The sequence below is a fragment of the Paracoccus sp. M683 genome (assembly GCF_007096355.1).
In the GTDB taxonomy this organism is placed as follows: Bacteria; Pseudomonadota; Alphaproteobacteria; order Rhodobacterales; family Rhodobacteraceae; genus Paracoccus.
The window spans coordinates 148678-174797 of sequence record NZ_VKDF01000006.1 but is presented as its reverse complement, the minus strand read 5'-3'; the positions used below and the strand labels follow the sequence as shown (position 1 = coordinate 174797).

Genomic DNA, 26120 nt, shown 5'->3' with positions numbered 1-26120 from the left:
TTCGATGCGAGCGATTTTTCAAGCCGTCATTCTGACGGTCCTGCTGTTTTTGTCCGCGCCCGCGATGGCGCAGAACAACAGCCAGATCAATTATGACACCTGGGACCGGCAGGCCAGCCAGGCCGAGCAGCTGCTGGATGGCGGCAGCGCGACCGAGGCACAGTTGCAGCAGATCCGTCAGCAGGTCATCGACTGGCGGGCGCAGTTCCAGGACGGGCAGAACGCCAATTCGGGCCGCATCGCGACGGTCAAGGATCAGATCGCCGCGCTTGGGGCCGCCCCGGCCGAGGGCGAGACCGAGGATGCCGAAATTGCGGCGCGGCGGGCAACCCTGAACGAGCAGCTGTCAACGCTTCAGGCCCCGCGCCTTGCCGCGGTCGAGGCATTCAGCCGCGCCGATTCCATCGTCAAGGAAATCGACGTCCAGATTGCCGACAGGCAGGCCACCGAACTGGCCCAGCTTTCCCCATCGCCGCTGAACCCGGCCAGCTGGACCGAGGCCGCGACCGAAACCGCCAAGCTGGCCACCGGCATCGCCACCGAAACCTCTGCGCTCAGCACGCGCAGCGGCGGGTGGGAGGATCTGCGCAGCAAGCTGCCCAAGGTGCTGGGCTATCTGGTGCTGGCGGTGGTTCTGCTGACCTATGGCCGCCGCTGGATCGAGACCTTGCCGAACCAGATGTCGGCGCGGGCCTCGGATTATTCGCGTGCGGCGGTGGCGTTTCTGGTGTCGCTTGGCCAGATCGCCATCCCGATGCTGGGCATTTTCCTGGGCATCAGCGCCCTCGCGGCAACCGAGTGGTTCGGAGACTGGACCCGGCCCTTCCTGATCGCGCTGCCCGGTGCCGGTGTCATCCTGTTCGGCGGCCGGTGGCTGGCGCGGCAGCTGTTCCCGCGCAAGGCCGTTGCCTATGACACGCTGGACATTCCCGATGACAAGCGCCGGATCGCCCGTAACAGCACCAATATGCTGGCGGCGGTCTTTGCCGTGCATCATGTCCTGTCATCGGCCCTGTTGCCGCAATCGGGCCTCTACGAGGCAGGGGGCAGCCAGGGCAACCGGGTGCCGATGGAATTTGGTGCCGGTGCCACCTCGGTCTGGCATTTCGTCCTGATCGCGCTGGCCGCGGTGCTGTTGTTCCGCCTGGGCAATGTGCTGCGCCGAATCCGGTCCTGGTCCTCGGCCGATGATACGCGGGTGCGCAACCGGGTGACGACGATCGAGGGCAGCATATCCCGCATCGTCGCCGTGGTAACGGTGGCGCTTGCTGCCTTTGGTCTGATCAACCTCGCCAATGCGCTGATCTGGCCCTGGCTGCTGACGCTGGCGCTGAGCAGCTTCCTGATCCTGATGCAGGATTTCATCGCCGACGTTTTCAACATGCTGAAGCGCGGGGAAAGCGGCGCCCGCGAAGGGCTGGCGCCCTTGCTGATCGGTCTGCTGCTGATCCTGTTGTCGCTGCCCTTGTTCATGGTGATCTGGGGCGCCGACCGCACCGATCTGGCCGAGATGTGGACGACCTTCCAGAAAGGCGCCACCTTTGGCGGCATCAATCTGTCTCCGATGGGCGTGGTTACCTTTATCGTCATCTTCGGCCTTGGCTATGCGATCACCCGCGCGCTTCAGGGCGCGCTGCGCAACTCGGTCCTGCCCAAGACGCGGATTGATCCCGGCGGCCAGAACGCGCTGGTTTCCGGCCTGGGATATGTCGGGATCTTTCTTGCCGGACTGCTGGCCGTCACATCGGCGGGCATTGACCTCAGCTCGCTTGCCATCGTTGCCGGCGCGCTGTCGGTGGGCATCGGTTTCGGGCTTCAGAACATCGTCTCGAACTTCGTATCCGGCATCATCCTGCTGATCGAGCGCCCCATCAGCGTCGGTGACTGGGTCGATGCGGGCGGCCAGCAGGGCATCGTGAAAAGCATCTCGGTGCGCTCGACCTCGGTTGAAACCTTCGACCGGACCGAGGTGATCGTCCCGAACAGCGATCTGGTCAGCCAGCCTGTCACGAACTGGACCCGGTCCAGCCGCAACGGCCGGGTGATCATCCCGATCGGCGTGGCCTATGGCACCGATACCCGCAAGGTCGAACAGATCCTGCGCGAGATCATCGAGGACCAGCCGACGGTGATGATCGACCCGCCACCGGCCGTTCTGTTCCGTTCGCTTGGCGCGGACAGCCTGAATTTCGAGATCCGGGCGATCCTGTCCGATGCCTCGGGCGGAATCGCGGTGACATCAGACGTGTTGCACGAGGTGGTGCGCCGCTTTGCCGAGGCAGGGATCGAGATCCCCTTCGCACAGCGCGACATCTGGCTGCGCAACCCCGAGGCGCTGGCCAAGGCGACGGCGGGCGCGGTGGTGACGGCCGAGCGCAAGGCAGACAAGGCGCCGCAGCTTGAAAAGCCGCGGCGTGAAAAGGATGCGCAGCCTGTGGCGCCAAGTGCGGTCGATCAGACCGATCCGCGCCTGGTCTTTGACGACGGCGCGGATGGTGATGCCGGCGGAGATGGTGACGACTAGCGCGTGATCGCAGGCCGGCTGGCAGGGGGGCGAAGCGCGGCCCCCGTCAGTCAGGCCGCGTCGCGGTCTTCCAGTTGCGATTGGGCGGGCTTGCGGCCGGCTGTGACCAGTTCGTCATCGGACAGCCCATCCTCGGGCAGGCCTTCGCGCGACAGCATGACCGCGACCGGGCGCAGCCAGGGGATGTGGGAACAGACGATCATCAGCGCCACCATGATCGGCACGGCAAGAAACATTCCCGGCACGCCCCAGACCGCACCCCAGAAGGCCAGCGACAGGATGATACCGAAGCTGGACAGCCGCAGCGTCTGGCCCAGCAGCATCGGGTCCAGCACATTGCCGATCAGGAATTGCGTGGCGGTGCAGGCCAGCCCGACCAGCACCGCCGTGCTGATGTCACTGCTGAGAACAAAGGCCAGCAGAAAGGCGATGATCGTCGCCACGATGGAACCGATCGAGGGGATGAAATTCAGCACAAAGGTCAGCATCGCCACCGGCCCCGCCAATTCCAGCTGGGCCACGGTGAAGATCACCCAGACAATGCCGGCGGTCGCGGCGCTGACGGCGGTTTTCACCACCAGATAGCGGTTCACCCGATGCATGATCGAGGCGATGATACCGCGCACCTGCCGGGCCTGTTCGGGGTCGCCCGTCAGCCGTTCGATCTTCAGCGGGAACCAGACCTGTTCGGCAAACATGAAGCCCACGAACAGGATCACCAGGATCGACCCCGACAGCAGCCCCGAGGCCCCCCCCGCCAGCGATCTGATCCAGCCGGTCAGGTCGAAATTGTTCATCGCGACCTGTGCCGTCGCCGTCACGTTCGGACCCAGGCGTTCGGTCAGCGCCAGCAGTGCTGCCTGGGCCTGTTCGGCATAGTTGATGGCGGTAAAGACGACCTGGTTCACCTGCGAGACGATCGTGGTGGATATCCACAGCAAGCCAAGCGCGATGCCCAGCAAGGCCAATGCCGTCGCCAGCCAGTTCGGAACCTTCAGCCGCGAAATGGCGCTGATCGCGTCCGAGGTAAGCGAAAAGATGATGATGGCGATGGCCAGCGAAATCAGGATGAACTGCGCCTGAACCAGCAGAAACAGCAGCAGCGAAAAGGCGATGATTCCCAGAAACCCGGTCTGCAACCTTTCGCGCAATACCGATTCGTTTGAACTGCTCACCTCGCCTCCGTTTCGTTGAGGTTTTCGCCGCCAGACACGGCCGGACCCTATCCGAAACCGGATTGCCTCAACGCGTCAAGTCATCTGGGGGGCAGAAATGCCCCCCAGGGCGATCAATCCTGGTTGTTGGCCCCATCGGCGGCAGTGCTGCCATCGGCCTCGTCATCGGCCTGTTCCTGCTCTTGTTCCGCGATACGGGCCACGGACACGACTTCCTCACCATTGGCGGTATTGAACACCCGCACCCCGCCGGCGCTGCGCGAACGGAAGCTGATCCCATCGACCGGCACCCGGATCGACTGCCCGGTCGAGGTCGCCAGCATGATCTGGTCATCCATTTCCACCGGGAAGCTGGCGATCAGCTTACCGCCGCGCATGGCCTTGTCCATGGCCATGACACCCTGGCCGCCACGTCCGCGCACCGGGTAATCGTGGGAGGAGCTGATCTTGCCCGAGCCTTTGGCGGTGATCGTCAGGATCAGATCCTCGGCCGCCGACATCTGGGCGTAACGTTCCTGGGTGATGCTGCCCTCGGCCACGGCTTCTTCGTCCTCGTCAGCCTCGGCCCCGTCATCCAGCGCACCGGCCACGGCACGGCGCATCTTCAGATAGGCGGCGCGTTCGGCGGGATCAGCCTCGAAATGGCGGATGACCGACATGCTGACAAGGCTGTCATTGGCCCCAAGCCGGATGCCCCGGACGCCGGTGGAATCACGGCCCTTGAAGACGCGAACGGCGGTGGTCGGGAAGCGGATGGCCCGGCCCGAGGCCGTCACCAGCATCACGTCGTCATCCTCGGTCGCCATGCGCGCGCCGATCAGTTCCACCCCTTCGGGCAGCTTCATGGCGATCTTGCCATTGGCGCGGACATTGGCGAAATCCGACAGCGCATTGCGGCGCACATCGCCCTCGGAGGTGGCGAAGATCACCTGATAGCCGTCCCATTCCGCCTCGGGCGCATCGACCGGCATCAGCGCGGCGATGGAAACACCCAACTCGATCGGCAGGATATTGACGATGGCCTTGCCCTTGGCCGTGCGCCCGCCCTGCGGCAGCCGCCATGTCTTCATCCGATAGACCATGCCATCGGTGGTGAAGAACAGCAGTTCGGTATGCGTATTGGCCACGAACAGCGTGGTGACAACGTCGTCTTCCTTGGTGGCCATGCCCGACAGGCCCTTGCCGCCGCGCCGCTGCGCACGGAAATCGGCCAGCGGCGTGCGCTTGATATAGCCACCCGAGGTGATGGTGACGACCATATCCTCGCGCTCGATCAGGTCCTCGTCTTCCATATCGCCAGACCAGTCGGAAATCTCGGTCCGGCGGGGCACGGCGAACAACTCTCGCACTTCGGTCAGCTCGGCCGAGATGATCGCCATGATCCGTTCGCGCGAGGCGAGGATCGCCAGATAATCGCGGATCGCATCGGCAAGCTGCTGCAATTCGTCGGTGACTTCCTGCACGCCCAGTTGCGTCAGGCGTTGCAGGCGCAGGTCCAGAATGGCGCGGGCCTGAATTTCCGACAGGTTATAGGTGCCGTCGTCATTCACCGGATGCAGCGGATCGTCGATCAGCTTCAGATATTCGATGATGTCATGGGCCGGCCAGCGCCGCGACATCAGCTTTTCGCGCGCCTCGGCGGCATCGGCTGAGGACCGGATGGTGGCAACCACCTCGTCCACATTCGACACGGCCACCGCCAGACCACACAGGATATGGCTGCGCTCGCGTGCCTTGCGCAGTTCATATGCGGTGCGGCGGGCCACGACTTCCTCGCGGAAGGCGATGAAATAGGTCAGGAAGTCGCGCAGGGTCAGCTGTTCGGGCCGCCCGCCATTCAGCGCCAGCATATTGGCGCCAAAGCTGGTCTGCATCTGGGTAAAGCGGAACAGTTGATTCAGCACCACCTCGGGCGTGGCATCGCGCTTCAGCTCGATGACGACGCGGATGCCGGTGCGGTCGGATTCGTCCTGAACATTGGCAATGCCCTCGACCCGCTTTTCCTTGGCGAGTTCCGCGATGCGTTCCTGCATCGTGGCCTTGTTCACCTGATAGGGAATCTCGTCGATGACGATGGCAAAGCGATCCTTGCGCAATTCCTCGATATGGGTTTTCGCCCGCACGATCACGCTGCCGCGGCCTTCCAGATAAGCCTTGCGAATGCCCGATCGGCCCAGAATGATCCCGCCGGTGGGGAAGTCGGGGCCGGGGATGATCTCCATCAGCCGTTCGGTGGGAAGGTCGGGATTGTCGATCAGCGCCAGCGTGGCGTCGACGACCTCGCCCAGATTATGCGGCGGGATATTGGTGGCCATGCCGACCGCGATGCCGCCCGCGCCATTGACCAGCATGTTCGGAAAGCGCGCGGGCAGAACCGTGGGTTCGCGGTCCTTGCCGTCATAGTTGTCCTGGAAGTCGACCGTGTCCTTGTCGATATCCATCAGCAGATAGTTTGCGGCCTTGGCCATGCGCACTTCGGTATAGCGCATCGCCGCCGGAGGATCGCCATCCATGGACCCGAAATTGCCCTGCCCATCCAGCAAGGGTAGCGACATCGAAAAATCCTGCGCCATGCGCACCAGGGCGTCATAGATCGCGGCATCGCCATGGGGGTGATACTTACCCATCACGTCGCCAACCGGACGCGCGGACTTGCGATAGGGCTTGTCGAAGGTGTTGCCGGTCTCGTCCATCGCATAAAGGATGCGGCGGTGAACCGGCTTCAGCCCGTCGCGCAGATCGGGGATCGCACGGCTGACGATGACCGACATCGCATAGTCCAGATACGAGGTCTTCATTTCCTCGGAAATGTCGATGACCGGGCCGTCATGGGCCATCACGGCGCGCTCGGGCGCACCGTTTTCATCCCCGGTTTCACCGTTTTCCGGCTGGTCGTCGTCGCGGTTGTCTGCCACTGGTCTGCCTCAAGATTTATTGCCTATGGATATAGCCGCAACAGCATCTGGATGCAATTGCGGCAGGGCAGGCCATGGGGCAAAAAGCGCTGCCCCGCCGATGGTTTGGCGATAAATGATGAAGTGCGGCCGGTCGCGTCAGCCGGCGGCGCGGCTGTGGCGGGCCGACAGACCCCAGATGACCAGCAGCCCGGCCGAACACAGCATGTTCCAGGCCGCCATGGACAACGTGAACAAGCGCCATTGCACCTCGTCGCAACGCACGACCGGCGCGCTTTGCAACTGCGTCATCAGGTCCTGGGTCGACATGGTCGCCAGATTGCCAACCCCGCCCGAACAATGGCTTGGCCCCGGCCACCAGCGATACTCGACGCCCACATGATACAGCGCCAGCCCGACGGCGACGCCTGCCGCCGCCAGCCCCAGCACCGCCAGCCAGCGGCTCCAGCCAAGAAACCAGATCGCCAGTGCGATCAACGCCGCCGCCACATGCGGCCAGCGTTGCAGGATGCACAACTCGCAAGGGGCATAGCCGAGGGATTGAAAGGTAAAGGCCGCAGCCAGCAGTGCGGCCGAGCCAAGTCCGGCAAGAACTGCCAGCATCCGGGGGGAAATATCGTTCATGACCATCGAGTTAGGGCCGGGCGCGGGCGCCCGCAAGTCTCATTCTCGTGAACTCAATGCGGTTTCCAGGTGATGACGCGATAGAGATAGATCACCACCACCGTGATCACCACCAGCTTGGACAGCGGATCGACGTAATCGGCGACGCGGGCATAGTTTTCATGCAGGATCAGCCCGGCAAAGGTCAGCAGCCCGGTCCAGATGGCACTGCCCGCCACCGTATAGGCCAGGAACTTCCACAAGGGCATCCGCGCCAGACCGGCGGGAACCGAGATCAGCGTGCGGATCGCCGGGATCATGCGGCCAAAGAACACCGCCATCGCGCCGTGGCGCTGAAACCAGTCATGCGCGGCGTCGATATCGCCCGGCGACACCGTCAGCCAGCGGCCATAGCGGGCGGCGAAACGCTTCAACCGCTCGGTCCCGAACCACATGCCGACGTAATACCACATCAGCGTGCCAAGGACCGATCCAAGCGTGCCGATCAGCACGGTCAGGGTCAGCGACATCTTGCCACTGCCGACCAGAAAGCCGGCAAGTGGCATGATCACCTCGGACGGAATCGGCGGAAAGACGTTTTCGGCCACCATCAACAGCAGCACGCCCAGATAGCCCCAGCTGTCGATCGTCGTCACTACCCAGTCGAACATCGCGGTTCCTCATGATTTCCGGCTAGGTCGCCGCCAGCGGCGGAACTGTCAACCCCATGGCAGAGTTGCGCAGCCACAGGGTTTGCATAAGATCGCCCGAGACACAGGTTTGCGGCCGGTCCGGTCGAGGAGGTTCAGCAATGGAATGGCGGGGGCGGCGCGGCAGCCGTAACGTAGAGGATCGCCGGCGCATGGGCGCGGGCGGGGCCGGCAGCATCGGCATCGTCGGCATGCTGGTCGTGCTGGCGGTGGGTTACTTCTTCGGGGTCGATATCTCGCCCATGGTCAGCCAGATGGATGGCGGCAGCAGCCAGACCGGCGAGTTGAGCGAGCGCGACCAGCAATATGGCGAGTTCTCCTCGGTCGTGCTGGCCGATACCGAAGAGGTCTGGGGCAGCGTCCTGCCGGAACAGGCGGGGGTTGATTATGTCCTGCCGACGCTGGTTCTGTTCCGTGGCTCGGTGCAGTCGGCCTGTGGCGGTGCTTCGGCGGCGATGGGGCCTTTCTATTGCCCCGGCGACCGCAAGCTGTATCTGGATACGCAATTCTTCGACGTCATGTCGCAACGCATGGGCGCGGGCGGGGATTTCGCCGCCGCCTATGTGATCGCCCACGAGGTCGGCCATCATCTGCAAAACCAGCTGGGCCTTCTGGGCGAGGTGACGCGGATGCGTCAGCAGTCGAACGAACGCACCTCGAACGCGCTGTCTGTGCTGACTGAATTGCAGGCCGATTGCTTTGCCGGCATCTGGGCACGGCAGGCCAGCGAACGCTTCGGCACCATCGAGGAAGGCGATCTGGAAGAGGCGCAGAATGCCGCCCGCGCCGTGGGCGACGATGTGATCCAGGCCAGCGCCGGTCGCACGCCTGTGCCCGACAGCTTCACCCATGGCAGCGCCGAACAGCGGCAGGAATGGCTGTTGCGCGGCTTCCGCTCGGGTCAGCTGGATCAGTGCAATACCTTTGCCGAGGCCGGGCTGTAGGCCCGTATCACAGCCGCGGCATCGGCGGGCGGCGCGGATTGTCCAGCGTCGCCCAATCGGGCCAAAGCCCGAAATGTTCCAGCCCCAGCAGCGTCAGTCCAAGCGCGACGATGGCAAAAACCAGCATCACCATCCGCCGGCTTGGCGGGTTTCGTGCCCAACGCGAGGCACGGATCAGCCAGATCAGGTTGTTCATCGCGTGGCCTTTTTGCTATGCCCGCATCCGATATAGTCACCCAGACGCAAAGTCACGAGACCGCCTTGCCCCAATCCCATGACAGCCGCGTGCTGCCCTATACGGCGCGCCAGATGTATGACCTTGTCGCCGATATCCAGCGCTACCCGGAATTTCTGCCCTGGAACAGCGCCGCCCGCATCCGGTCGCGCAGCCCGCGCGATGACGGCGCCGAGGTGGTCGAGGCCGATCTGGTCATCAGCTTCAAGGTCTTTCGCGAACGTTTCGGCAGCCGGGTGGTGCTGTGGCCCACCGATACCGATGGCCCCTTGCGAATCGATACGGAATATCTGGACGGCCCGTTCAAATACATGCGCAGCGGCTGGACCTTTACCGACCTTCCCGACGGCGGCAGCCGGGTCGATTTCCATGTCGATTTCGAATTCAAGAACGCCATCCTGCAAAAGCTGATCGGCGTGGTCTTTGGCGAGGCCATGTCGCGCATCATCCGCGCCTTCGAGGAACGCGCCCGCAAACTCTATGCCTGATCGCGGTTTCGGGCTATCCTTGCACCATGCTTCGTCGTCGCACCCTTCAGGCCGGTCTGGCCGCCCTTTCCGCGCTGCTGTTGCCGCGGCGACGTGGCGCATCGGCGCAGCAGGGGCCGGTACCTGATTTCACCTTTCCCTCGATCGACGGTGGCACGCTGAACATGGCCGATTGGCGGGGGCGTCCGGTGCTGGTGGTCAATACCGCCTCGCTATGCGGCTTTACCCCGCAGCTTGAGGGGCTTCAGGCACTGCATGAGGAATTGGGGCCCAAGGGGCTGGTGGTTCTGGCCACGCCTTCGGACGACTTTGCGCAGGAACTGGATGATGCGCAGAAGGTCAAGGAATTCTGCACCCTGACCTATGGCATCACCCTGCCGATGACCGACATCATCCATGTCGCGCGGGGCGATCTGCACCCGTTCTATGCCTGGCTGCGCGAGACGCGCGGCTATGCGCCGGCGTGGAATTTCTACAAGGTGCTGCTGGGGCCGGACGGGCAGGTGGTCCAGACCTGGCCCGCCACGGTAAAGCCCGGATCCGACGTGATACGGCAGGCGATCACGCCCTATCTGTCGGCGTGACCCGTGGCGCCCGCATGCAGGGCGCAATCCTCGGCCAGATGATCGCGCAGCGCCGCCTCGGCGGCGGCGGACAGCGGCGTGTCAGCATCGGGAGAGGCGTTCAGCCAGTCCAGATCGACCGTGCGGCCCAACTGATCGGCCAGATAACGCGTCAAATCGCCCATGTTTTCATAGCGATAGACAAGGTCGGCACCAAGCCGGCCATCCTTGTCCGCCAGAAAATCGGCCTGTGTCCCGATCCGTGCATAGGGCGCGCGGTCGCCGGGTTTCATGACCTCGGCCACGAAATCATGGAAGGACAGGCCGCGCGTGCTGGCGGGGCGGCCAACCAGATCATCGCGGTTGCGGTATCTATACCAGCTGCGCAACCGGTCCACCGGGTCACGGACAACGGCAATCACCCGGAACGGTGCCCCATTGTCGTTGAACAGCGGGGCGATGCGGTTCTGGTAGCCCTTCAGTGGCAGATGCTTCAGATGCGGCGGGTTGCGCAGCACCAGATCGGCGTCGTCCGACAGTGCCGCCTCCAGCGCGGTGGTGCCGGTCTTGGGGACCGACAGCAGCACCAGCCGGGGGCGGGCAAAGACCAGCACCGGGTCAGTCCGACAGCGCCGCGCGCAGCGCCTCGGCCCGGTCCGTGCGTTCCCAGCTGAAGGCGGTGCCGCCGGCCAGCGCATAGGGATCACGCCCGAAATGGCCATAGCTGGCGGTGGGGCGATAGATCGGATGCAGCAGGTCCAGATCGCGGATGATGGCAAAGGGGCGCAGGTCGAAAACTTCGCGCACAGCTTTGATAATCTGGTCTACTGGCATGGTTTCAGTGCCAAAAGTGTTCAAACTGATCGAGGTCGGCTGCGCCTCGCCAATGGCATAGCTTACCTGAATTTCACAGCGCCGCGCCAGACCGGCCGCGACGATGTTCTTTGCCACCCAACGCCCCGCATAGGCCGCGCTGCGGTCGACCTTGCTGGGATCCTTGCCCGAAAACGCGCCGCCGCCGTGACGCGCCATGCCGCCATAGCTGTCGACGATGATCTTGCGCCCGGTCAGGCCGCAATCTCCGACGGGGCCGCCGATCACGAACTTGCCGGTCGGGTTGATGAAATATTTGGTGTCGGCCGACAGCCATTCGGCGGGCAGCACGGGTTTGATGATTTCCTCGATCACCGCCTCGCGCAGGTCCTTCAGCGCAATCTCGGGATTGTGCTGCGTGGACAGCACCACGGCATCAATCGCCTCGGGTCGGCCATTGTCGTCATAGCGCAAGGTGACCTGCGACTTCGCGTCCGGACGCAGCCAGTTCAGTGTGCCGTCGCGGCGGACCTGGCTTTGCCGTTCCACCAGCCGATGCGCATAGGTGATCGGCGCCGGCATCAGAACGCTGGTTTCGTCGCTGGCATAGCCGAACATCAGCCCCTGGTCGCCGGCCCCCTGATCTTCGAGGTTCTCGCGGTCAACGCCTTGATTAATCTCGGGTGACTGCTTGCCGATGATATTGATGACCGAACAGGTCGCGCCGTCGAAACCGACCTCGCTGCTGGTATAGCCAATATCGTTGATCACATCGCGCACGATGGATTCCAAATCGACCCAGGCACTTGTGCTGATCTCGCCCGAGATGATCGCCACCCCGGTCTTGACCATGGTTTCGCAGGCGACGCGGGCGCGCGGATCCTCGGCCAGAATGGCGTCGAGGATGGCGTCCGAAATCTGGTCGGCGATCTTGTCGGGATGGCCCTCGGACACGGATTCCGAGGTGAACAGCGAATATTCGGTCATGGGTCAGTACCGGTAATGGTCGGATTTGAAGGGGCCTTCGGGCGTGACGCCGATGTAATCGGCCTGTTCACGCGACAGGGTGGTCAGCTTCACACCGATCTTGTCCAGATGCAGGCGCGCGACCTTTTCGTCCAATGCCTTGGGCAGGATATAGACGCCGGGCTGATAGTCATCGCCTTTGGTCCACAATTCGATCTGGGCCAGCACCTGATTGGTGAAGCTGGCCGACATGACGAAGGACGGATGGCCGGTGGCATTGCCAAGATTCAGCAGACGACCCTGGCTCAGCAGGATGATGCGATTGCCCGAGGGCATCTCGATCATGTCCACCTGGTCCTTGATATTGGTCCATTTGTGGTTGCGCAGGGCGGCCACCTGGATCTCGTTGTCGAAATGGCCGATATTGCCGACGATGGCCATGTCCTTCATCGCGCGCATGTGTTCCAGCCGGATGACGTCCTTGTTGCCGGTGGTGGTGACGAAGATGTCGGCGCTGTCGGCGACGTCTTCCAGGGTCACGACCTCGAACCCGTCCATCGCGGCTTGCAGGGCGCAGATCGGGTCAACCTCGGTCACCTTCACGCGGGCACCGGCGCCGCGCAGGCTGGCGGCGCTGCCTTTGCCCACATCGCCATAACCGCAGACGACGGCGACCTTGCCGGCCATCATAACATCGGTGGCGCGGCGGATGCCGTCGACCAGCGATTCCTTGCAGCCATATTTGTTGTCGAACTTCGACTTGGTGACGCTGTCATTGACGTTGATCGCCGGGAAGGGCAGCAACCCCTTCTTGTGCAGGTCGTAAAGACGATGCACGCCGGTCGTGGTTTCCTCGGATACGCCCTGGATCGCCGCGCGCTGTGCGGTGAACCAGCCGGGGCTGGCCGCAAGCCGTTTGCGGATCTGCGCGAACAGCGCGATTTCCTCGTCGCTGGTGGGCGCGTCGATCAGCCCGGTCTCGCCGGCCTCGACCCGTGCACCCAGCAGGATATACATCGAGGCATCGCCGCCATCGTCCAGGATCAGGTTCGCCATGCCCGGCTGATCTTCATTGGCGGGGAACTGGAAGATCTGGTCGGTATAGGACCAGTATTCCTCAAGCGTTTCGCCCTTGATCGCGAAAACCGGAATACCTGCCGCCGCGATGGCGGCCGCCGCATGATCCTGTGTCGAATAAATGTTGCAGGATGCCCAACGCACCTGCGCGCCCAAGGCCACAAGCGTCTCGATCAGCACGGCGGTCTGCACCGTCATGTGCAGCGATCCGGCGATGCGCGCGCCTTTCAGCGGTTGCGCCGCGCCATATTCGGCCCGCAGAGCCATCAGGCCGGGCATTTCGGTTTCAGCGATATCCAGCTCTTTGCGGCCATAACCGGCCAGGGCGATATCCTTGATGATGTGATCGGTCACGGGGGCGATCCTTCGGTATTCGATGTCAGGCTGCGACATAAGCCAAAGCCGCTGGCGCTGAAAGGGGCAGGAAGAAATGAAAATGCCGGGACGCAGGGTCCCGGCACCTGATTTCGGCAAAAGGCCGGGTCAGCCGTCGAAATTCACCTCTTCGATCAGCTTCAGCGCCTCGGGGCGCAGGGCGCTGATTTCCGACAGCGGCGTGCTGTCGGCGGTGAAATCGCCCCAGCTGGCCACAAGCTCGGACCGCTTGACGTGATCGGAAACCGGGAACTCGTTATTCGTCTCGGCATAGATGGCCTGTGCCTCGTCGCTGACCAGGAAGTCCATGAGTTGCTGCGCGGCTTCCTTGTTCGGCGCCGCGGCGGTCATGGCCACGCCCGAGACGTTCACATGCGTGCCGCCGCCTTCAAAGGTCGGAAAGACGATGCGGACGGATTCGGCCCATTGCTTCTGTTCGTCATCCTTCAGCATCGCACCCATGTAATAGGTGTTGCCCAGGCTGATGTCGCATTCGCCGGCCCAGATCGACTTGACCTGGTCGCGGTCGCCGCCCTCGGGCTTCTTGGCCAGATTGGCCTTCAGGCCTTCCAGCCAGGTTTTGGTGGCCTCGGGGCCGTGATGGGCCAGATAGGCGGCGGTCAGCGCAACGTTGTAATCATTGGTGAAGGAACGGGTGCAGATGCGGCCCTTCCATTTCGGATCGGCCAGATCCTCATAGGTCGTGACGTCGCCATCGGCCACGCGATCCTTGCTGGCATAGACGATACGGGCGCGGGTGGTCAGGCCGAACCACTGGTTGTCAGCATCGCGCAGCCACTCGGGCACGACGGACAGCGCCTCGTCGGTCACGGCCTGCGTCACGCCGGCATCCTTGACCTCGCCCAGACGTGCCACGTCGACGGTCATGACCAGATCGGCCGGCGAACGGTCGCCCTCGGCCTTCAGACGCTCGACCATGCCCTTGTCGACAAAGGCCACGTTCACCGTGATGCCGGTCTGGGCGGTAAAGGCGTCGATCAGCGGTTGCAGCAGTTCCGGCTGGCGGTGCGAATAGACGTTCACTTCCTGGGCCAGGGCGGGCAGGGCGGTCGCGCTTGCCAATGCGGCAAGGATCAGAGTACGCATCGTTGACTCCTTTGGTCAGAATTATGCCCGGATTTCTGGCATCCTAGCGTTTAGGCGTCAATAGTTGACTGAAAAAATTAGTTATCTGGCTGATTGACCGGATGCCGGGCGCGCATTACGTGGCGCGGCATGGCACGCGCACCTTTGTTACAACTGACCGACATTTCGCTGACCTTCGGCGGCAATCCTGTCTTTGACGGGCTGTCCCTGACCATCCAGCCGGGCGACCGGGTGGCACTGGTCGGGCGCAACGGCTCGGGCAAGTCGACCCTGATGAAGGTGATGGCCGGGCTGGTCGAACCTGATCGGGGGGCAGTCGTCACCCCGTCCGGCATCAGCGTCGGCTATATGGAACAGGATCCTGACCTGTCGAGCTTCGCCACGCTAGGCGATTTTGCCCGCGCGGGGCTGGACGAAGGGCAGGGCTACCGCGTCGAGATGGCGGCCGAGGGGCTGAAATTCGACCCTGACCGGCCGGTTGCCACGGCATCGGGCGGCGAACGCCGCCGCGCCGCGCTGGCCCGTCTGCTGGCCGAGGCGCCCGATCTGATGCTGCTGGACGAACCGACCAACCATCTGGACATTCAGGCGATCGGCTGGCTGGAAGAACAGCTTTCCAGCATCAGATCCGCCTTCGTCCTGATCAGCCACGACCGCGCCTTTCTGCGTGCGCTGACCCGTGCGACCCTGTGGATCGACCGGGGCGAGGTGCGCCGGCAGGAAAAAGGCTTCGAGGCGTTCGAGGACTGGCGCGAAACCACTTGGGCGGCCGAGGACGAGGCCCGCCACAAGTTGGACCGTAAAATCAAGGCCGAGGCGCGTTGGGCAGTCGAGGGCATCAGCGCCCGGCGCAAGCGCAATCAGGGCCGGGTGCGCGCACTGGCCGAGCTGCGGGCTGAACGGGCCAGCCAGATCAGGCGGCAGGGCACAGCCGCCATGGCGATGGATGCCGGCCAGCAATCGGGCAAGCGGGTGATCGAGGCCAAGGGGATTTCAAAGGCCTTTGGTGATCGGGTGATCCTGAAACCCTTTGACCTGCGGGTGTTGCGCGGCGACCGGGTGGCCTTCGTCGGCCCCAATGGCGTGGGCAAGACCACGCTGATCAAGATGCTGACCGGCGAGGTCGCGCCCGATCAGGGCGTCGTCACGCATGGCACCAATCTGGACATCGCCGTTTTCGACCAGACGCGCAGCGCGCTGAACCCCGATCAAAGCCTGTGGGACGCGCTGACCGGCGATCCCGATATGCGGGTCTCGGGGCAGTCCGATCAGGTGATGGTGCGCGGTGCGCCCCGTCACGTCGTGGGCTATCTGAAAGATTTCCTGTTCGACGAAGGCCAGGCCCGCGCCCCGATCCGCAGCCTGTCGGGCGGCGAAAAGGCCCGGCTTTTGCTGGCGCGGATCATGGCGCGGCCCTCCAACCTGCTGGTGCTGGATGAGCCGACCAACGATCTGGACGTGGAAACGCTGGATCTGTTGCAGGACATTCTGGGCGATTATGACGGCACCGTGCTGCTGGTCAGCCACGACCGCGATTTCATCGACCGGGTGGCCGATACGACTGTCGCAATGGAAGGCGATGGCCGTGCGGTGATCTATCCGGGTGGCTGGTCGGATTACCGCGCGCAACGCCCCGATGACGCGCCCGAGTTGACCGCGGCCCCGGTGGCTGAACCCGAAAGGGCAAAGCCAATGGACAAGCCCAAACCCGCACGCGAAGGGCTGAGCTTCACCGAAAAGCACCGGCTGGAGGCGCTGCCCGGCATCATCGAGCGACTGGAGGCCGAGATTGCCAAACTGTCAGAATTTCTGGCCGATCCGCAATTGTTCTCGACCGCGCCGGCCAAGTTCCAGAAGGCCAGCGAAGGCCTGGCTGAACGGCAGGGCAAGCTGGCCGAGGCCGAAGAAGAATGGCTGATGCTGGAAGAAAAGGCAGCCGGATAGGCGGGTCAGCCGTTATCCGGCTCGGCCAGCAGTTCCTCCATTAACACGGAAAAAAGCTGCGCCCGGCCATCCACCCCGGCTTTGGCATAGATACGCGCCGATTGCGCCCGCCCGTGCTGTCCGCCCCGGAAAAATCATGTCGGGGCATCGGTCTATTCCGTCTCGTAGGACATTTTGGTGATCATGCCGGTCTCGGGGGAAACATAGACCTCGCCCATTGCGGCATCGGCGGTGAAATAGACCTCGATCTTTTCATCCTCGGCCTCGCCCTTGCGAATCTCGAAGCCAAGGGCTGTCAGGTTGGTTCCCACCTCGTCCAGCGTTTTGCCCAGCACGGCACCGGTCGCCAGACCCTGCGGGCAGGTGGCATCCTGTGCCAAGGCCAGACCGGGGGCGGCAAGGGTGGTGAGAACGGCGATTTGAACAAGCATGCGCATCGTGATGTCCTTTCCTGTATCGGCGCGGCGTCATGCCTACGCCAAGGAAAGGAAAAAGCCTGTCTGCCCGGCAAAGGCGATTGGCCCGAAACCTATATCACGGCCCATAAGCGCGGGCTTACGGGGCAGCCGGAATCGGATCGACCCGATATTCGCCTATTTCCACAAGGCCGCAAGCGCGGCGGCAGGGTCGTCGGCTGTCCATATCTCCGCCCCGAAGGCGATGAAATCGGCAACGGGCGACAGTTCGGCCAGAAGCGCGGCGGTAATGGCGCCCTCGGCCACGACAGGCACCTCGATCATCTCGGACCACCACTGGAACAACTCGACCGGGGCCGGCTCGCCCCGGCCAAGCTGGGTGTCGCCCACCGGGCCAAAGCTGACATAATCCGCCCCCGCCTCGCCCGCCGACATCCCGTCATGACGCGAGGTTCCACAAAACGCCCCCACGATGGCATCGGCGCCCAGTTCCTTCCGTGCGGCCCTGACGCCCCGCGCGCCATCCGTCAGGTGCACCCCGTCCAGCCCGTGCCTTTGCGCCAGCTTTACATGGTCGTCGATCACCACGGCCACATCGCGGGCATGGGCGATCTCGCGCGCAAGATCGGCGATGCGGCCCAACTCGTCCTCGTCGCCGGTGCCGCGGATCCGCAGGCAGGCGGGGGGAAAGCGGTCCATCACCTCGGCCAGCAGGGGTCCAAGCGCCGAGGCCTGTGCGCCGGCCGGGGTGATCAGGTAAAGCTGGGGGGCGTCAGCCATTTCGGGGCTCCTTCGTTTCAACCGGAAATAGCGCAGCTTGCCCGTCGCCGCCAGAGTGGCTATTGCCCGGCCCATGCAAACCGACCGCCAACCCGTCATTATCCTCGTGCGCCCGCAAATGGGCGAGAATATCGGCGCCGCCGCGCGTGCCATGCTGAATTTCGGCCTGACCGAGATGCGGCTGGTCGATCCGCGCGATGGCTGGCCCAATCCGCGCGCCGTGGCCATGGCATCAGGCGCAGCGGGGCGGGTGCTGGATACCGCGCGGGTCTATCCGACGCTGGCCGAGGCGATGGAAGGCGTGGATTACGCCTTCGCGACCACCGCGCGCGGGCGCGAACTGACCAAGCCGGTCTTTACCCCCGCCACCGCGATGGAACAGGCCCGCGCCCATGACGGGCGCACGGCGATCATCTTTGGCCCCGAACGCGCCGGGCTGGAAAACGAAGATGTGGCCCGCGCCAATGCCATTGTCACAGTGCCGGTGAACCCGGATTTTCCATCGCTGAATCTGGCGCAGGCGGTTTTGCTGATGGGCTATGAATGGGGCCGCGATACATTGCCGCCCGAACCCGCACCACAGGGCCGCCGGCCGGCGGGCGAAATCGCCGCCGACCGGATCGAGATCGAGAAGCTGGGCGATCACTATGAGGAAAAATTGCAGGCGGCCGGTTTCTTCTTCCCCGAAACCAAGGCGCCGGCGATGCGGTTGAACCTGCGCAACATGTGGTCGCGGCTGACCCTGACGCGGGGCGATGTCCAGATCCTGCACGGCATGCTGCGCCAATTGACCCGCCGCTAGGCCCGTCCTAGGGTCCGCCCGCGATTCCAAGGAGCCAGCCAATGGCCAAACGTCCCGTATTCGAGGAAATTTCAGATCCCGCCGCAGCCACCCGGCCGGTGGCAACGACCGGTGCGATCGACGCGGCCCCCAAGGGCGCGCGACGGGCGATAAGGGCCTGGCTGGCGGTGCTGTTCCTGCTGGTCGTGGCCATGATCGCGCTTGGGGGCGCGACGCGGCTGACCGGCTCGGGGCTGTCGATCACCGAATGGGCGCCCGTCACCGGCGCGCTGCCGCCGATGGACGAGGCCGCATGGCAGGCGGAATTTGAGGCTTACAAGCAGATCCCGCAATTCACCGAGGTGAACCCGGATATGGATCTGGCCGGGTTCAAGCAGATCTATTGGTGGGAATGGTCGCATCGCCTGCTGGGCCGCGCCGTGGGGCTGATCTGGGCCCTTGGTTTCCTGTTCTTCTGGGCCACCAAGCGCATTCCGACGGGCTGGACGCCGCGCCTGCTGGGGCTGGGCGCGCTTGGCGGGCTGCAAGGCGCAATCGGCTGGTGGATGGTGTCATCCGGGCTGGTCGAGGGTATGACCCGTGTGGCCAGCTATCGGCTGGCGATCCATCTGGGGCTGGCCTTTGCCATTCTGGGCCTGATCGCCTGGTATGCGCTGCTGCTGGGCCGGTCCGAGGCGGAACTGATGCGCGCGCGCCGGGCGGGCGAGGCGAAGCTGTTTTCGATGTCCACCGGGTTGATGCATCTGGCCTTTCTGCAAATCCTGATCGGCGCGCTGGTGGCGGGCATCGACGCAGGCCGGCAATATACCGGCTGGCCCACCATGGGCGGCGAATGGATCCCGACTGAAATCTGGGACGCGACGCTTGGCTGGCGCAATTTCTTTGAAAACCCGGCGCTGGTGCAGTTCATTCACCGCATGACCGGCTATCTTCTGGCGATCTTTGCCGTCGTCGTCTGGCTGCGCGCCCGTCGTTCCCCCCATCCCGTGACACGCGGTGCCTTTACCGCCATGATCACCATGGTTGCGGTTCAGGTGGGTCTGGGGATCATGAACGTGTTGCATGCCTCGCCGCTGGCGCTGGCGCTGGCCCATCAGTTCGGCGCGGTGGCGCTGTTCGCCCTGATCATCCGTGCGCGCTATCACGCGCGCTATCCCTATGAAACCTCTGTCCGGGGGACCATCCGATGAGCGCATTCGACGACCTTCTTGCCTTTCAGCGCCAGACCGAGGCGCTGTCCTCGGTCGCCGAACGCCTTGGCTGGGATCAGGAAACGGTCATGCCGCGCGGCGCGACCGAGCAGCGATCCGAGGAAATGGCCGCGATGGAATCGGTGCTGCATGAACGCCGCACCGATCCGCGCATCGGCGAATGGCTGGAGGCCGCGCAACCCCGGACCGAATCCGAGACCCGAGCGGTCGAATTGATTGCCCGCGATTTCACCCGCCAAAGCCGGATTCCGGCCCGGCTGGCTGCGGAACTGGCGCGGGTGACCTCTTTGGCGCAGGGGATCTGGGCCGAGGCGCGGGCGAATGACGCCCCTGACGAGTTCCTGCCGACGCTGGACAATGTCCTGATGCTGAAACGCGAGGAAGCCGCCGCCCTGGCCGATGGCGGCGATCTGTATGACGCGCTGCTGGACGATTACGAACCGGGCGTCACCGGGGCCGAAGTGGCCGCGCTGTTCGATGCCATGCGCCCGCGTCTGGTGGCGCTGCGCGAGGATGTGCTGGGCGCCGATAACCAGCCGGCAGCCCTGTCCGGGCATTTCCCCCATGACACGCAATTGCGGCTGGCCCGGTCCTGCGCCAGCGCCTTTGGCTATGACTGGTCGCGCGGGCGGATGGATATCGCCGTTCACCCCTTCAGTTCCGGCCGCTGGCAGGACAGCCGCATCACCACCCGCGTGGTCGAGACCGAACCCTTCAACTGCCTCTATTCCACCATCCACGAGGTTGGCCATTCCAGCTATGAACTGGGCATTGACGAGGATTATGCCTTTACGCCGCTTGGGCGTGGTGTCTCGCTTGGGGTGCATGAAAGCCAAAGCCGCATCTATGAAAACCAGATGGGCCGCAGCCGCGCCTTTACCGGCTGGCTGTATTCACGGATGCATGATGCGTTCGACGGGCTGAACATCGCCGATGCCGATGCCTTCTATCGCACCGCGAACCGGGTGACGCCGGGCTATATCCGCACCGAAAGCGACGAGGTGCAGTATAACCTGCACATCATGCTGCGCTTTGATCTGGAACGCGATCTGGTCGCCGGGCGGCTGGACACGGCCGATCTGACCGAGGCCTGGAATGCCCGTTTCCTCAAGGATTTCGGCGTGGCCGTCGACCGGCCGGCCAATGGCGTCTTGCAGGATGTTCACTGGTCGGTGGGGCTGTTCGGCTATTTCCCGACCTATGCCCTTGGCAATGTCTATGCCGGCTGCCTGAATGCGGCCATGCGTCAGGCCGTGCCCGAACTGGGCGATGCGCTGGCGCGCGGCGATGCCGGGCCCGGCGTGGAATGGCTGCGTGAGAATGTCCAGCGTCACGGCGGGCTGATGCCTCCGCGCGAGCTGATCCAGCAAGCCACGGGCGCCGAGGTAGGGCCAGAGCCTTTGCTGGATTATCTGGAAGAGAAATTCGGCCGGATCTACGGGCTTTGATGCGCGAAGCCGTCGGTTTCGGCTGATGCAATCCATGGCTGATCAAGCCCGCACCGGATCCCGTCTGCTGCCCGAATTGACTGGACAGCGGGCGGCGCGTCTTTAGGCTGGGCGGAACGCGGTTTTCTGTAACGGGGAGGAAGTATGGCTACCGAGGGTCTGGGTGCGATCATGGCGCCGGCCGTGGCGCTGCTGGGTGCGACGGTACTTGCGATTCCGCTGTTCCGGCGATTGGGGCTTGGGTCCGTGCTTGGCTATTTCGCCGCTGGCGTGGTCGTCGGCCCGTTCGGGCTGGGTCTGTTCAACGATCCCCAGGCGATGCTGCATTTCGCCGAATTGGGCGTGGTGCTGTTTCTGTTCATCATCGGGCTTGAACTGCGACCGGCCCGGTTATGGGCGATGCGGCAACAGATTTTCGGCGTCGGCCTGTTGCAGGTTCTGACCTGCATCGCGCTGCTGACCGTCACCTGCATGGGCTTTGGCTATACGCTGATCGTGTCCTTTGTCGCATCGTCCGGCTTCGTGCTGTCCTCGACCGCGGTGATCATGTCGATGCTGCGCGAGCAGGGCGAGCTTGCGACGCCCGATGGCCAGAAATCGGTGGCGATCCTGCTGTTTGAAGATCTGATGATCGTGCCGCTGCTGGCCATCATTGCGCTGTTGTCACCGGTCAGCTCGGGCGAGCCGACAAATCTGTGGCTGGATTTCGGCATTGCCATCGGCGCCATCGCCGGGCTGCTGGCGGCAGGCCGCTGGCTGATGGACCCGATGTTCGCGCTGCTGGCCCGTGCCGGATCGCGCGAAGCCATGAGCGCGGGCGCGCTGCTGGTGGTGCTGGGTGCGGCGCTGCTGATGGACAAGGCCGGCCTGTCGACCGCCATGGGCGCGTTTCTTGCCGGGGTGATGCTGTCGGGGTCGAACTATCGCCATCAGATCGAGGCCGATATCGAACCGTTCCGGGGCATCCTGATGGGGCTGTTCTTCCTGTCGGTGGGCATGGCGCTGGAACTGGGCATCGTGGCCAGCCAGTTGGGATTGGTCGTCAGTTCCGTCATCGCGGCGATGCTGGTCAAGGGCCTTGGCGTCTATGCGGTGGCGCGGCTGACCGGCAGCACCTCGCGCGCGGCGATCAGGCGAACCGTGCTGTTCGCGCAGGGCGGTGAATTTGCCTTTGTGCTTTACACTGCGGCGGGCACGGCCAGCATTCTGACCCCGGAAGCCGAGGCGCTGTTCTCGGCCGTGGTGATCCTGTCGATGGCGCTGACGCCGCTGGCGGTGCTGGCGATGAACCGATATCTGCCGGCCGAGGGCGAAACGGTGGATGGCGTCGAAACGCCCGAGAACCTGCATGGCCGCGCCTTGCTGATCGGCTTTGGGCGTTTCGGGCAGGTGGCCAGTCAGGGCTTGTTGGCGCGCGGGGTCGAGGTGTCGATCATCGACACCGATACCGAGATGATCCGCGCTGCCGAGGCACTTGGTTTCAAGGTGTATTACGGTGACGGCTCGCGGCTGGACATCCTGCATGCCTCGGGCGCGGAAGAGGCAGAGCTGATCCTGGTCTGTGTCGACAATCCCGTCTCTGCCAACCTGATCGTCGAACTGGCGAAAAGCCATTTCCCGCAGGCCAAGCTGCTGGTTCGCGCCATCGACCGACGCCATGCCATCGAATTGCGCGGCGCGGGCGTCGATTTCGAGATCCGCGACACCCTGGAATCGGCAATGCAAATGGTCCGGGAATCCATGATCGAGATCGGCCTGGACGACGAAGAGGCAGATGAGGTCCTCAACGACCTGCGCAGCCGCGACAGGCGACGGATGGCGATGCAGGCATCCGGCGGGATGCTGGAGGGGCGCGATCTGCTGCATCACAATATCGCCGACAGCTTCCGGCAGGGTGGCGGCAAGTGATGCCGATCAGGGCAGGCTGCCGATTATTTGATCGTTCGGTCAGTTTCTCTTAACCTTTGACGGGAATTGCGTATTCTGTCCTTGCTCTGTCTGGCCTGGCGCGTGACCCTGGCCCGACAGGCGGACCCGACCCGCAAAGAGAGGACCGAAAGGTGACCGACAAGCACGATCTATTCATGGCACAGGCTTTGGCCGAGGCCGAACAGGGTATGGCCGATGGCGGCCTGCCCATTGGCGCGGTTCTGGTTCGCGATGGGCAGGTGGTGTCGCGCGGCCATAACCAGCGCGTCCAGCAGGGCGATCCGATCGCCCATGGCGAGATGGACTGCCTGCGCAAGGCCGGCCGTCAGCACAGCTATCGCGACACGGTGCTTTATACGACGCTCAGTCCCTGCATGATGTGCACCGGCACCATTCTGCAATTCGGTATCCCCAAGGTCGTGGTCGGCGAGGCCGAGACCTTCGAGGGCAATATCCCCTTCCTGCGCGAACGCGGGGTCGAGGTCGTGCTGCTTGACGACGAAGGGTGCAAGGATGTGATGCGGCGTTTCATGGCGCAGCCGGGCAACCTGGCGCTGTGGCACGAGGACATCGCCGAGGATTGAGACCCGGCCGAAAGGAGCAGCAGCCATGACCCAGCAAGACGCAATTCCAGGCGGCGCAGGCGAGGCCCAGGACTATCCGCTGTCCGAGGTGCCGCCCGGCGCCCGGAAAAGCTTTGGCTCGCTGGTGGTGGTGCTGCTTGGATTCACCTTCTTCACCGCCACGATGTTCGCGGGTGGACAACTGGGCGTTGCCTTTCCCTTCTGGCCCGATCTGGCCGCGATCATCGTGGCGGGCAACCTGCTGCTGGGGCTTTATGTGGCGGTGCTGGGGCTGATCGGTCAGCGGACCGGGCTGAACACGGCGCTGCTCAGCCGGTTCAGCTTTGGCCGGATCGGGGCGCGCCTGCCCGATGCGCTGCTTGGGTTCACGCAGATCGGCTGGTATGGCTGGGGCACCGCGACCATGGCGGTCGTGCTGCTGAGGCTGCTGGGGGTCGATGCTGATGCCAATCCGACGCTGACCTATGGGCTGATGATCGCCTTTGGCATGGCCTTCTGCTGGACCGCCTATATCGGCTATCGCGGGTTGGAACTTCTGTCGCTGATCTCGGTGCCGTTGATGGTGTTGCTGCTGGCGGTCTCGCTGTGGATTGCCCTGGGCGATGCGGGCGGGTTGCAAGGGTTGGCGGCGATCCAGCCGACATCCAGCCTGGGAATCGGCGCGGCCATCACCATCGTTTTTGGCACCTTCGTATCCGGCGGCACGCAGGCGACGAACTGGACCCGCTTTGCCGCAACGCCCGGCCATGCGGTCTGGGGGGCCTTGGTCGCGTTCTTTATCGGCAACGGGCTGATGATCACGACCGGTGCCATCGGTGCGCTGGTCTATCAGCAACCCGATGTCGTCGAGGTTTTGGTGATCCAGGGACTGACCATGCTGGGCATCGTCATGCTGGTCCTGAACCTGTGGACAACGCAGGACAACACCATCTACAATTTCTCGGCCGTGGGCTGCACCGCGCTTGCCACCGACCGCCGGCGGATGGTCACGATCGTTGGTGCGGTGATCGGAACGGTTCTGGCGCTGCTGCGGATCGACCTGCATCTGGTGCCTTTCCTGCTGCTGCTGGGCACCTTCATCCCGCCGATCGGTGGTGTGATCATGGCCGATTATTTCTTCAAGCGCCGGGGGAAATACCCGGCCATCCAGGGGGCCGATCTGCCGGCATTCAATGTTGCGGGGCTGGCCGGCTATGGCGGGGGCTGTCTTGTCGCCTATCTGACGCCGGGCATCCCGCCGTTGAACGGCATCTTCGCCGCGATGGTGATCTATGTGCTGGTCGACAGGGCGTTGCCAAAGCCGGGTTAAGGCCCTGTGCAGGTCCGGGGGCGTCGACAGGGTTATGGCATCGAACGGGCCATCGACAAGGCCCGTCAGGATTCGCGGCGCGGGCCGGGATAGGGCTGGTTGTGTTTGCCGGACGCCAACGGCGGTGCTGACCACAAGCTCGGGCCATGTCGTGACGATATAAGAGCGCAGCAGAAAGCCCGTCCGCTTCGAGTCACCGATCGCGGCGATCCGTTCGGTTATTTCGGAATGTTCCGGTCCAGGCTGCGCCGAAGGTCTGCCAACGGCAAGGGCGCCGGCGAACAGCGACGCGATCCATAGCGGGTCGACCCTGAACAGCCGCAGCGATTCCAGCGGCAGATGATTGGCATCAGGCACAAGCTGCGCGAAGGACAGGGTCTTCAGCGCGATCAGCCGGTCGAACCAGCCCGCCGGAAAGCCGGGGCCGTCGTCGGGCATCGTGTATGGCAGATGCGCCAGCCGGTCGGACATTCCGGCCCGCCGGTAATGCGTCGGCGTTGCTCCACCGGCCCGCGCCTGATTGCCGTCTGTGCCCGCACGCAGAAAGCCGATGCCGACCCTCTGCGCCATCGCCTTCAACCCGGCCGTGATTGCCGGTCGGACATGGAACCGCCAATGGCCAAGGCAGACATATCGGATGTAGGACTTGCCCAAGGCCGAGGCCAGCGTGCCAAGTTTGCCGTCAGGCGCAAAATGCCCCTCCAGCGACAGCAACAGCAATGTTGCGCGGCAGGGTTTGGGCGCCCGGTTGCAGATCAGCACCGCAGGTTCCTGATCATCGGGAGGCTCCGGCGGGGGTGGTTCCAACAGGCCATCAGTATCAAGACCGAAGAACGGATTATCCACGGAATCTTCCGGCGCAACGGCCGGTTTCTTCTCAGGCGCCGTATCGGAATTTGTGTTGGGTGGTGGTGCGCCGTCGGGTTGATTCGTCGATGGATCGTCGTTATCGGGCAGGCCAGCAATGGTCCCATCGCGCATCACGACGGATTGGCGCATCAATGCCGGCCGTTCCGGGACGAGCGTGTCTGCCAGAGCGATCGCGAGGTCGATCACCTGGACCTGCCCGGTTTCAGGGTCGGATTTTTCGGCACTAAGGGCCGGGAAGAATGCGTCGGAATCGGATGAATCACCCACGGTAAGCAGGATTTTCCCATCGCGCTTTGACAGGACCGCGCTGCGCAATGGCCTCTTGCCATCAT

At 63.8% G+C, this 26120-nt stretch carries 23 protein-coding genes; 12 read left to right on the top strand and 11 right to left on the bottom strand.

All coding sequences use genetic code 11. The annotated features are described in order from the left end of the window. Positions 1-4 precede the first annotated feature (4 nt). Positions 5-2524, top strand: coding sequence for a DUF3772 domain-containing protein (locus FNJ84_RS13600; protein ID WP_143793704.1), 2520 nt, complete (start codon positions 5-7; stop codon positions 2522-2524). Positions 2525-2574: 50 nt separating this feature from the next. Here FNJ84_RS13600 and FNJ84_RS13595 read toward each other — a convergent pair whose 3' ends face one another. From FNJ84_RS13595 to FNJ84_RS13580, 4 genes are all read right to left on the bottom strand, one after another. Next, entirely contained in the window at positions 2575-3699 is a 1125-nt protein-coding gene (locus tag FNJ84_RS13595) for an AI-2E family transporter (protein WP_255471205.1), read from the bottom strand. Positions 3700-3812: 113 nt separating this feature from the next. After that, positions 3813-6536 (bottom strand): DNA gyrase subunit A, encoded by a 2724-nt coding sequence (gene gyrA / locus FNJ84_RS13590; protein WP_143793770.1) that lies wholly within the window; start codon positions 6534-6536, stop codon positions 3813-3815. A gap of 216 nt (positions 6537-6752) precedes the next feature. Continuing rightward, positions 6753-7238: a disulfide bond formation protein B gene (locus FNJ84_RS13585; protein ID WP_143793703.1), complete on the bottom strand. Its 486-nt coding sequence runs from the start codon at positions 7236-7238 to the stop codon at positions 6753-6755. Positions 7239-7291: 53 nt separating this feature from the next. Continuing rightward, positions 7292-7888, bottom strand: a complete 597-nt coding sequence (locus FNJ84_RS13580) for a DedA family protein (RefSeq protein ID WP_143793701.1) — start codon at positions 7886-7888, stop codon at positions 7292-7294. Between the two features lie 140 nt (positions 7889-8028). On the opposite strand from FNJ84_RS13580, the gene FNJ84_RS13575 reads away from it, so the two are divergent. Next, a complete protein-coding gene (locus tag FNJ84_RS13575) occupies positions 8029-8871 on the top strand; it encodes a neutral zinc metallopeptidase (RefSeq protein ID WP_143793699.1) in 843 nt (280 codons plus the stop codon). Between the two features lie 7 nt (positions 8872-8878). Here the strand turns inward: FNJ84_RS13575 and FNJ84_RS13570 are convergent, their stop codons facing one another. Beyond that, entirely contained in the window at positions 8879-9067 is a 189-nt protein-coding gene (locus tag FNJ84_RS13570) for a hypothetical protein (RefSeq protein WP_143793698.1), read from the bottom strand. 65 nt (positions 9068-9132) lie between these two features. Between FNJ84_RS13570 and FNJ84_RS13565 the strand changes: the two genes are divergently transcribed. Together FNJ84_RS13565 and FNJ84_RS13560 are read left to right on the top strand one after the other, a co-directional pair. Next, positions 9133-9594: a type II toxin-antitoxin system RatA family toxin gene (locus FNJ84_RS13565; protein WP_143793768.1), complete on the top strand. Its 462-nt coding sequence runs from the start codon at positions 9133-9135 to the stop codon at positions 9592-9594. Positions 9595-9620: 26 nt separating this feature from the next. Next, complete coding sequence (locus tag FNJ84_RS13560) at positions 9621-10178, top strand: glutathione peroxidase (RefSeq protein WP_143793696.1); 558 nt, start codon at positions 9621-9623, stop codon at positions 10176-10178. Here the strand turns inward: FNJ84_RS13560 and FNJ84_RS13555 are convergent. The 4 genes from FNJ84_RS13555 to FNJ84_RS13540 all read right to left on the bottom strand — a co-directional run bounded on the left by FNJ84_RS13555 (position 10163) and on the right by FNJ84_RS13540 (position 14495). Next, on the bottom strand, positions 10163-10771 hold the full coding sequence (locus FNJ84_RS13555) for a sulfotransferase family 2 domain-containing protein (RefSeq protein ID WP_143793694.1): 609 nt from the start codon (positions 10769-10771) through the stop codon (positions 10163-10165). The genes FNJ84_RS13560 and FNJ84_RS13555 overlap by 16 nt on opposite strands. Before the next feature lie 4 nt (positions 10772-10775). After that, positions 10776-11957, bottom strand: coding sequence for a methionine adenosyltransferase (gene metK, locus FNJ84_RS13550; protein ID WP_143793692.1), 1182 nt, complete (start codon positions 11955-11957; stop codon positions 10776-10778). 3 nt (positions 11958-11960) lie between these two features. Then, positions 11961-13367, bottom strand: coding sequence for an adenosylhomocysteinase (gene ahcY, locus FNJ84_RS13545; RefSeq protein WP_143793690.1), 1407 nt, complete (start codon positions 13365-13367; stop codon positions 11961-11963). A 129-nt stretch (positions 13368-13496) separates the two neighbouring features. Then, on the bottom strand, positions 13497-14495 hold the full coding sequence (locus FNJ84_RS13540) for a Fe(3+) ABC transporter substrate-binding protein (protein WP_143793688.1): 999 nt from the start codon (positions 14493-14495) through the stop codon (positions 13497-13499). A gap of 129 nt (positions 14496-14624) precedes the next feature. Here FNJ84_RS13540 and FNJ84_RS13535 point away from each other — a divergent pair, with 129 nt between their 5' ends. Beyond that, on the top strand, positions 14625-16439 hold the full coding sequence (locus tag FNJ84_RS13535; protein ID WP_143793686.1) for an ABC-F family ATP-binding cassette domain-containing protein: 1815 nt from the start codon (positions 14625-14627) through the stop codon (positions 16437-16439). A gap of 152 nt (positions 16440-16591) precedes the next feature. On the opposite strand, the gene FNJ84_RS13525 is transcribed toward FNJ84_RS13535, so the two are convergent. Together FNJ84_RS13525 and FNJ84_RS13520 are read right to left on the bottom strand one after the other, a co-directional pair. Further along, positions 16592-16876, bottom strand: coding sequence for a PepSY domain-containing protein (locus FNJ84_RS13525; RefSeq protein ID WP_143793684.1), 285 nt, complete (start codon positions 16874-16876; stop codon positions 16592-16594). A 156-nt stretch (positions 16877-17032) separates the two neighbouring features. Further along, entirely contained in the window at positions 17033-17635 is a 603-nt protein-coding gene (locus FNJ84_RS13520) for a thiamine phosphate synthase (protein WP_143793682.1), read from the bottom strand. A 73-nt stretch (positions 17636-17708) separates the two neighbouring features. On the opposite strand from FNJ84_RS13520, the gene FNJ84_RS13515 reads away from it, so the two are divergent. The 7 genes from FNJ84_RS13515 (at position 17709) to FNJ84_RS13485 (ending at position 26046) form a co-directional block, all read left to right on the top strand. Beyond that, on the top strand, positions 17709-18437 hold the full coding sequence (locus FNJ84_RS13515; RefSeq protein WP_143793681.1) for an RNA methyltransferase: 729 nt from the start codon (positions 17709-17711) through the stop codon (positions 18435-18437). 41 nt (positions 18438-18478) lie between these two features. Further along, positions 18479-19627, top strand: coding sequence for a heme A synthase (gene ctaA, locus FNJ84_RS13510; RefSeq protein WP_143793679.1), 1149 nt, complete (start codon positions 18479-18481; stop codon positions 19625-19627). Further along, on the top strand, positions 19624-21096 hold the full coding sequence (locus FNJ84_RS13505) for a carboxypeptidase M32 (RefSeq protein ID WP_143793677.1): 1473 nt from the start codon (positions 19624-19626) through the stop codon (positions 21094-21096). The genes ctaA and FNJ84_RS13505 overlap by 4 nt, the downstream gene beginning before the upstream one ends. A gap of 144 nt (positions 21097-21240) precedes the next feature. Then, positions 21241-23004: a monovalent cation:proton antiporter-2 (CPA2) family protein gene (locus FNJ84_RS13500; RefSeq protein WP_143793676.1), complete on the top strand. Its 1764-nt coding sequence runs from the start codon at positions 21241-21243 to the stop codon at positions 23002-23004. A gap of 152 nt (positions 23005-23156) precedes the next feature. Next, entirely contained in the window at positions 23157-23609 is a 453-nt protein-coding gene (locus FNJ84_RS13495) for a nucleoside deaminase (RefSeq protein WP_255471204.1), read from the top strand. A gap of 25 nt (positions 23610-23634) precedes the next feature. Next, positions 23635-24918: a cytosine permease gene (gene codB, locus FNJ84_RS13490; RefSeq protein ID WP_143793674.1), complete on the top strand. Its 1284-nt coding sequence runs from the start codon at positions 23635-23637 to the stop codon at positions 24916-24918. Positions 24919-25257: 339 nt separating this feature from the next. Further along, positions 25258-26046, top strand: a complete 789-nt coding sequence (locus FNJ84_RS13485; protein ID WP_143793672.1) for a hypothetical protein — start codon at positions 25258-25260, stop codon at positions 26044-26046. Positions 26047-26120: the final 74 nt, after the last annotated feature.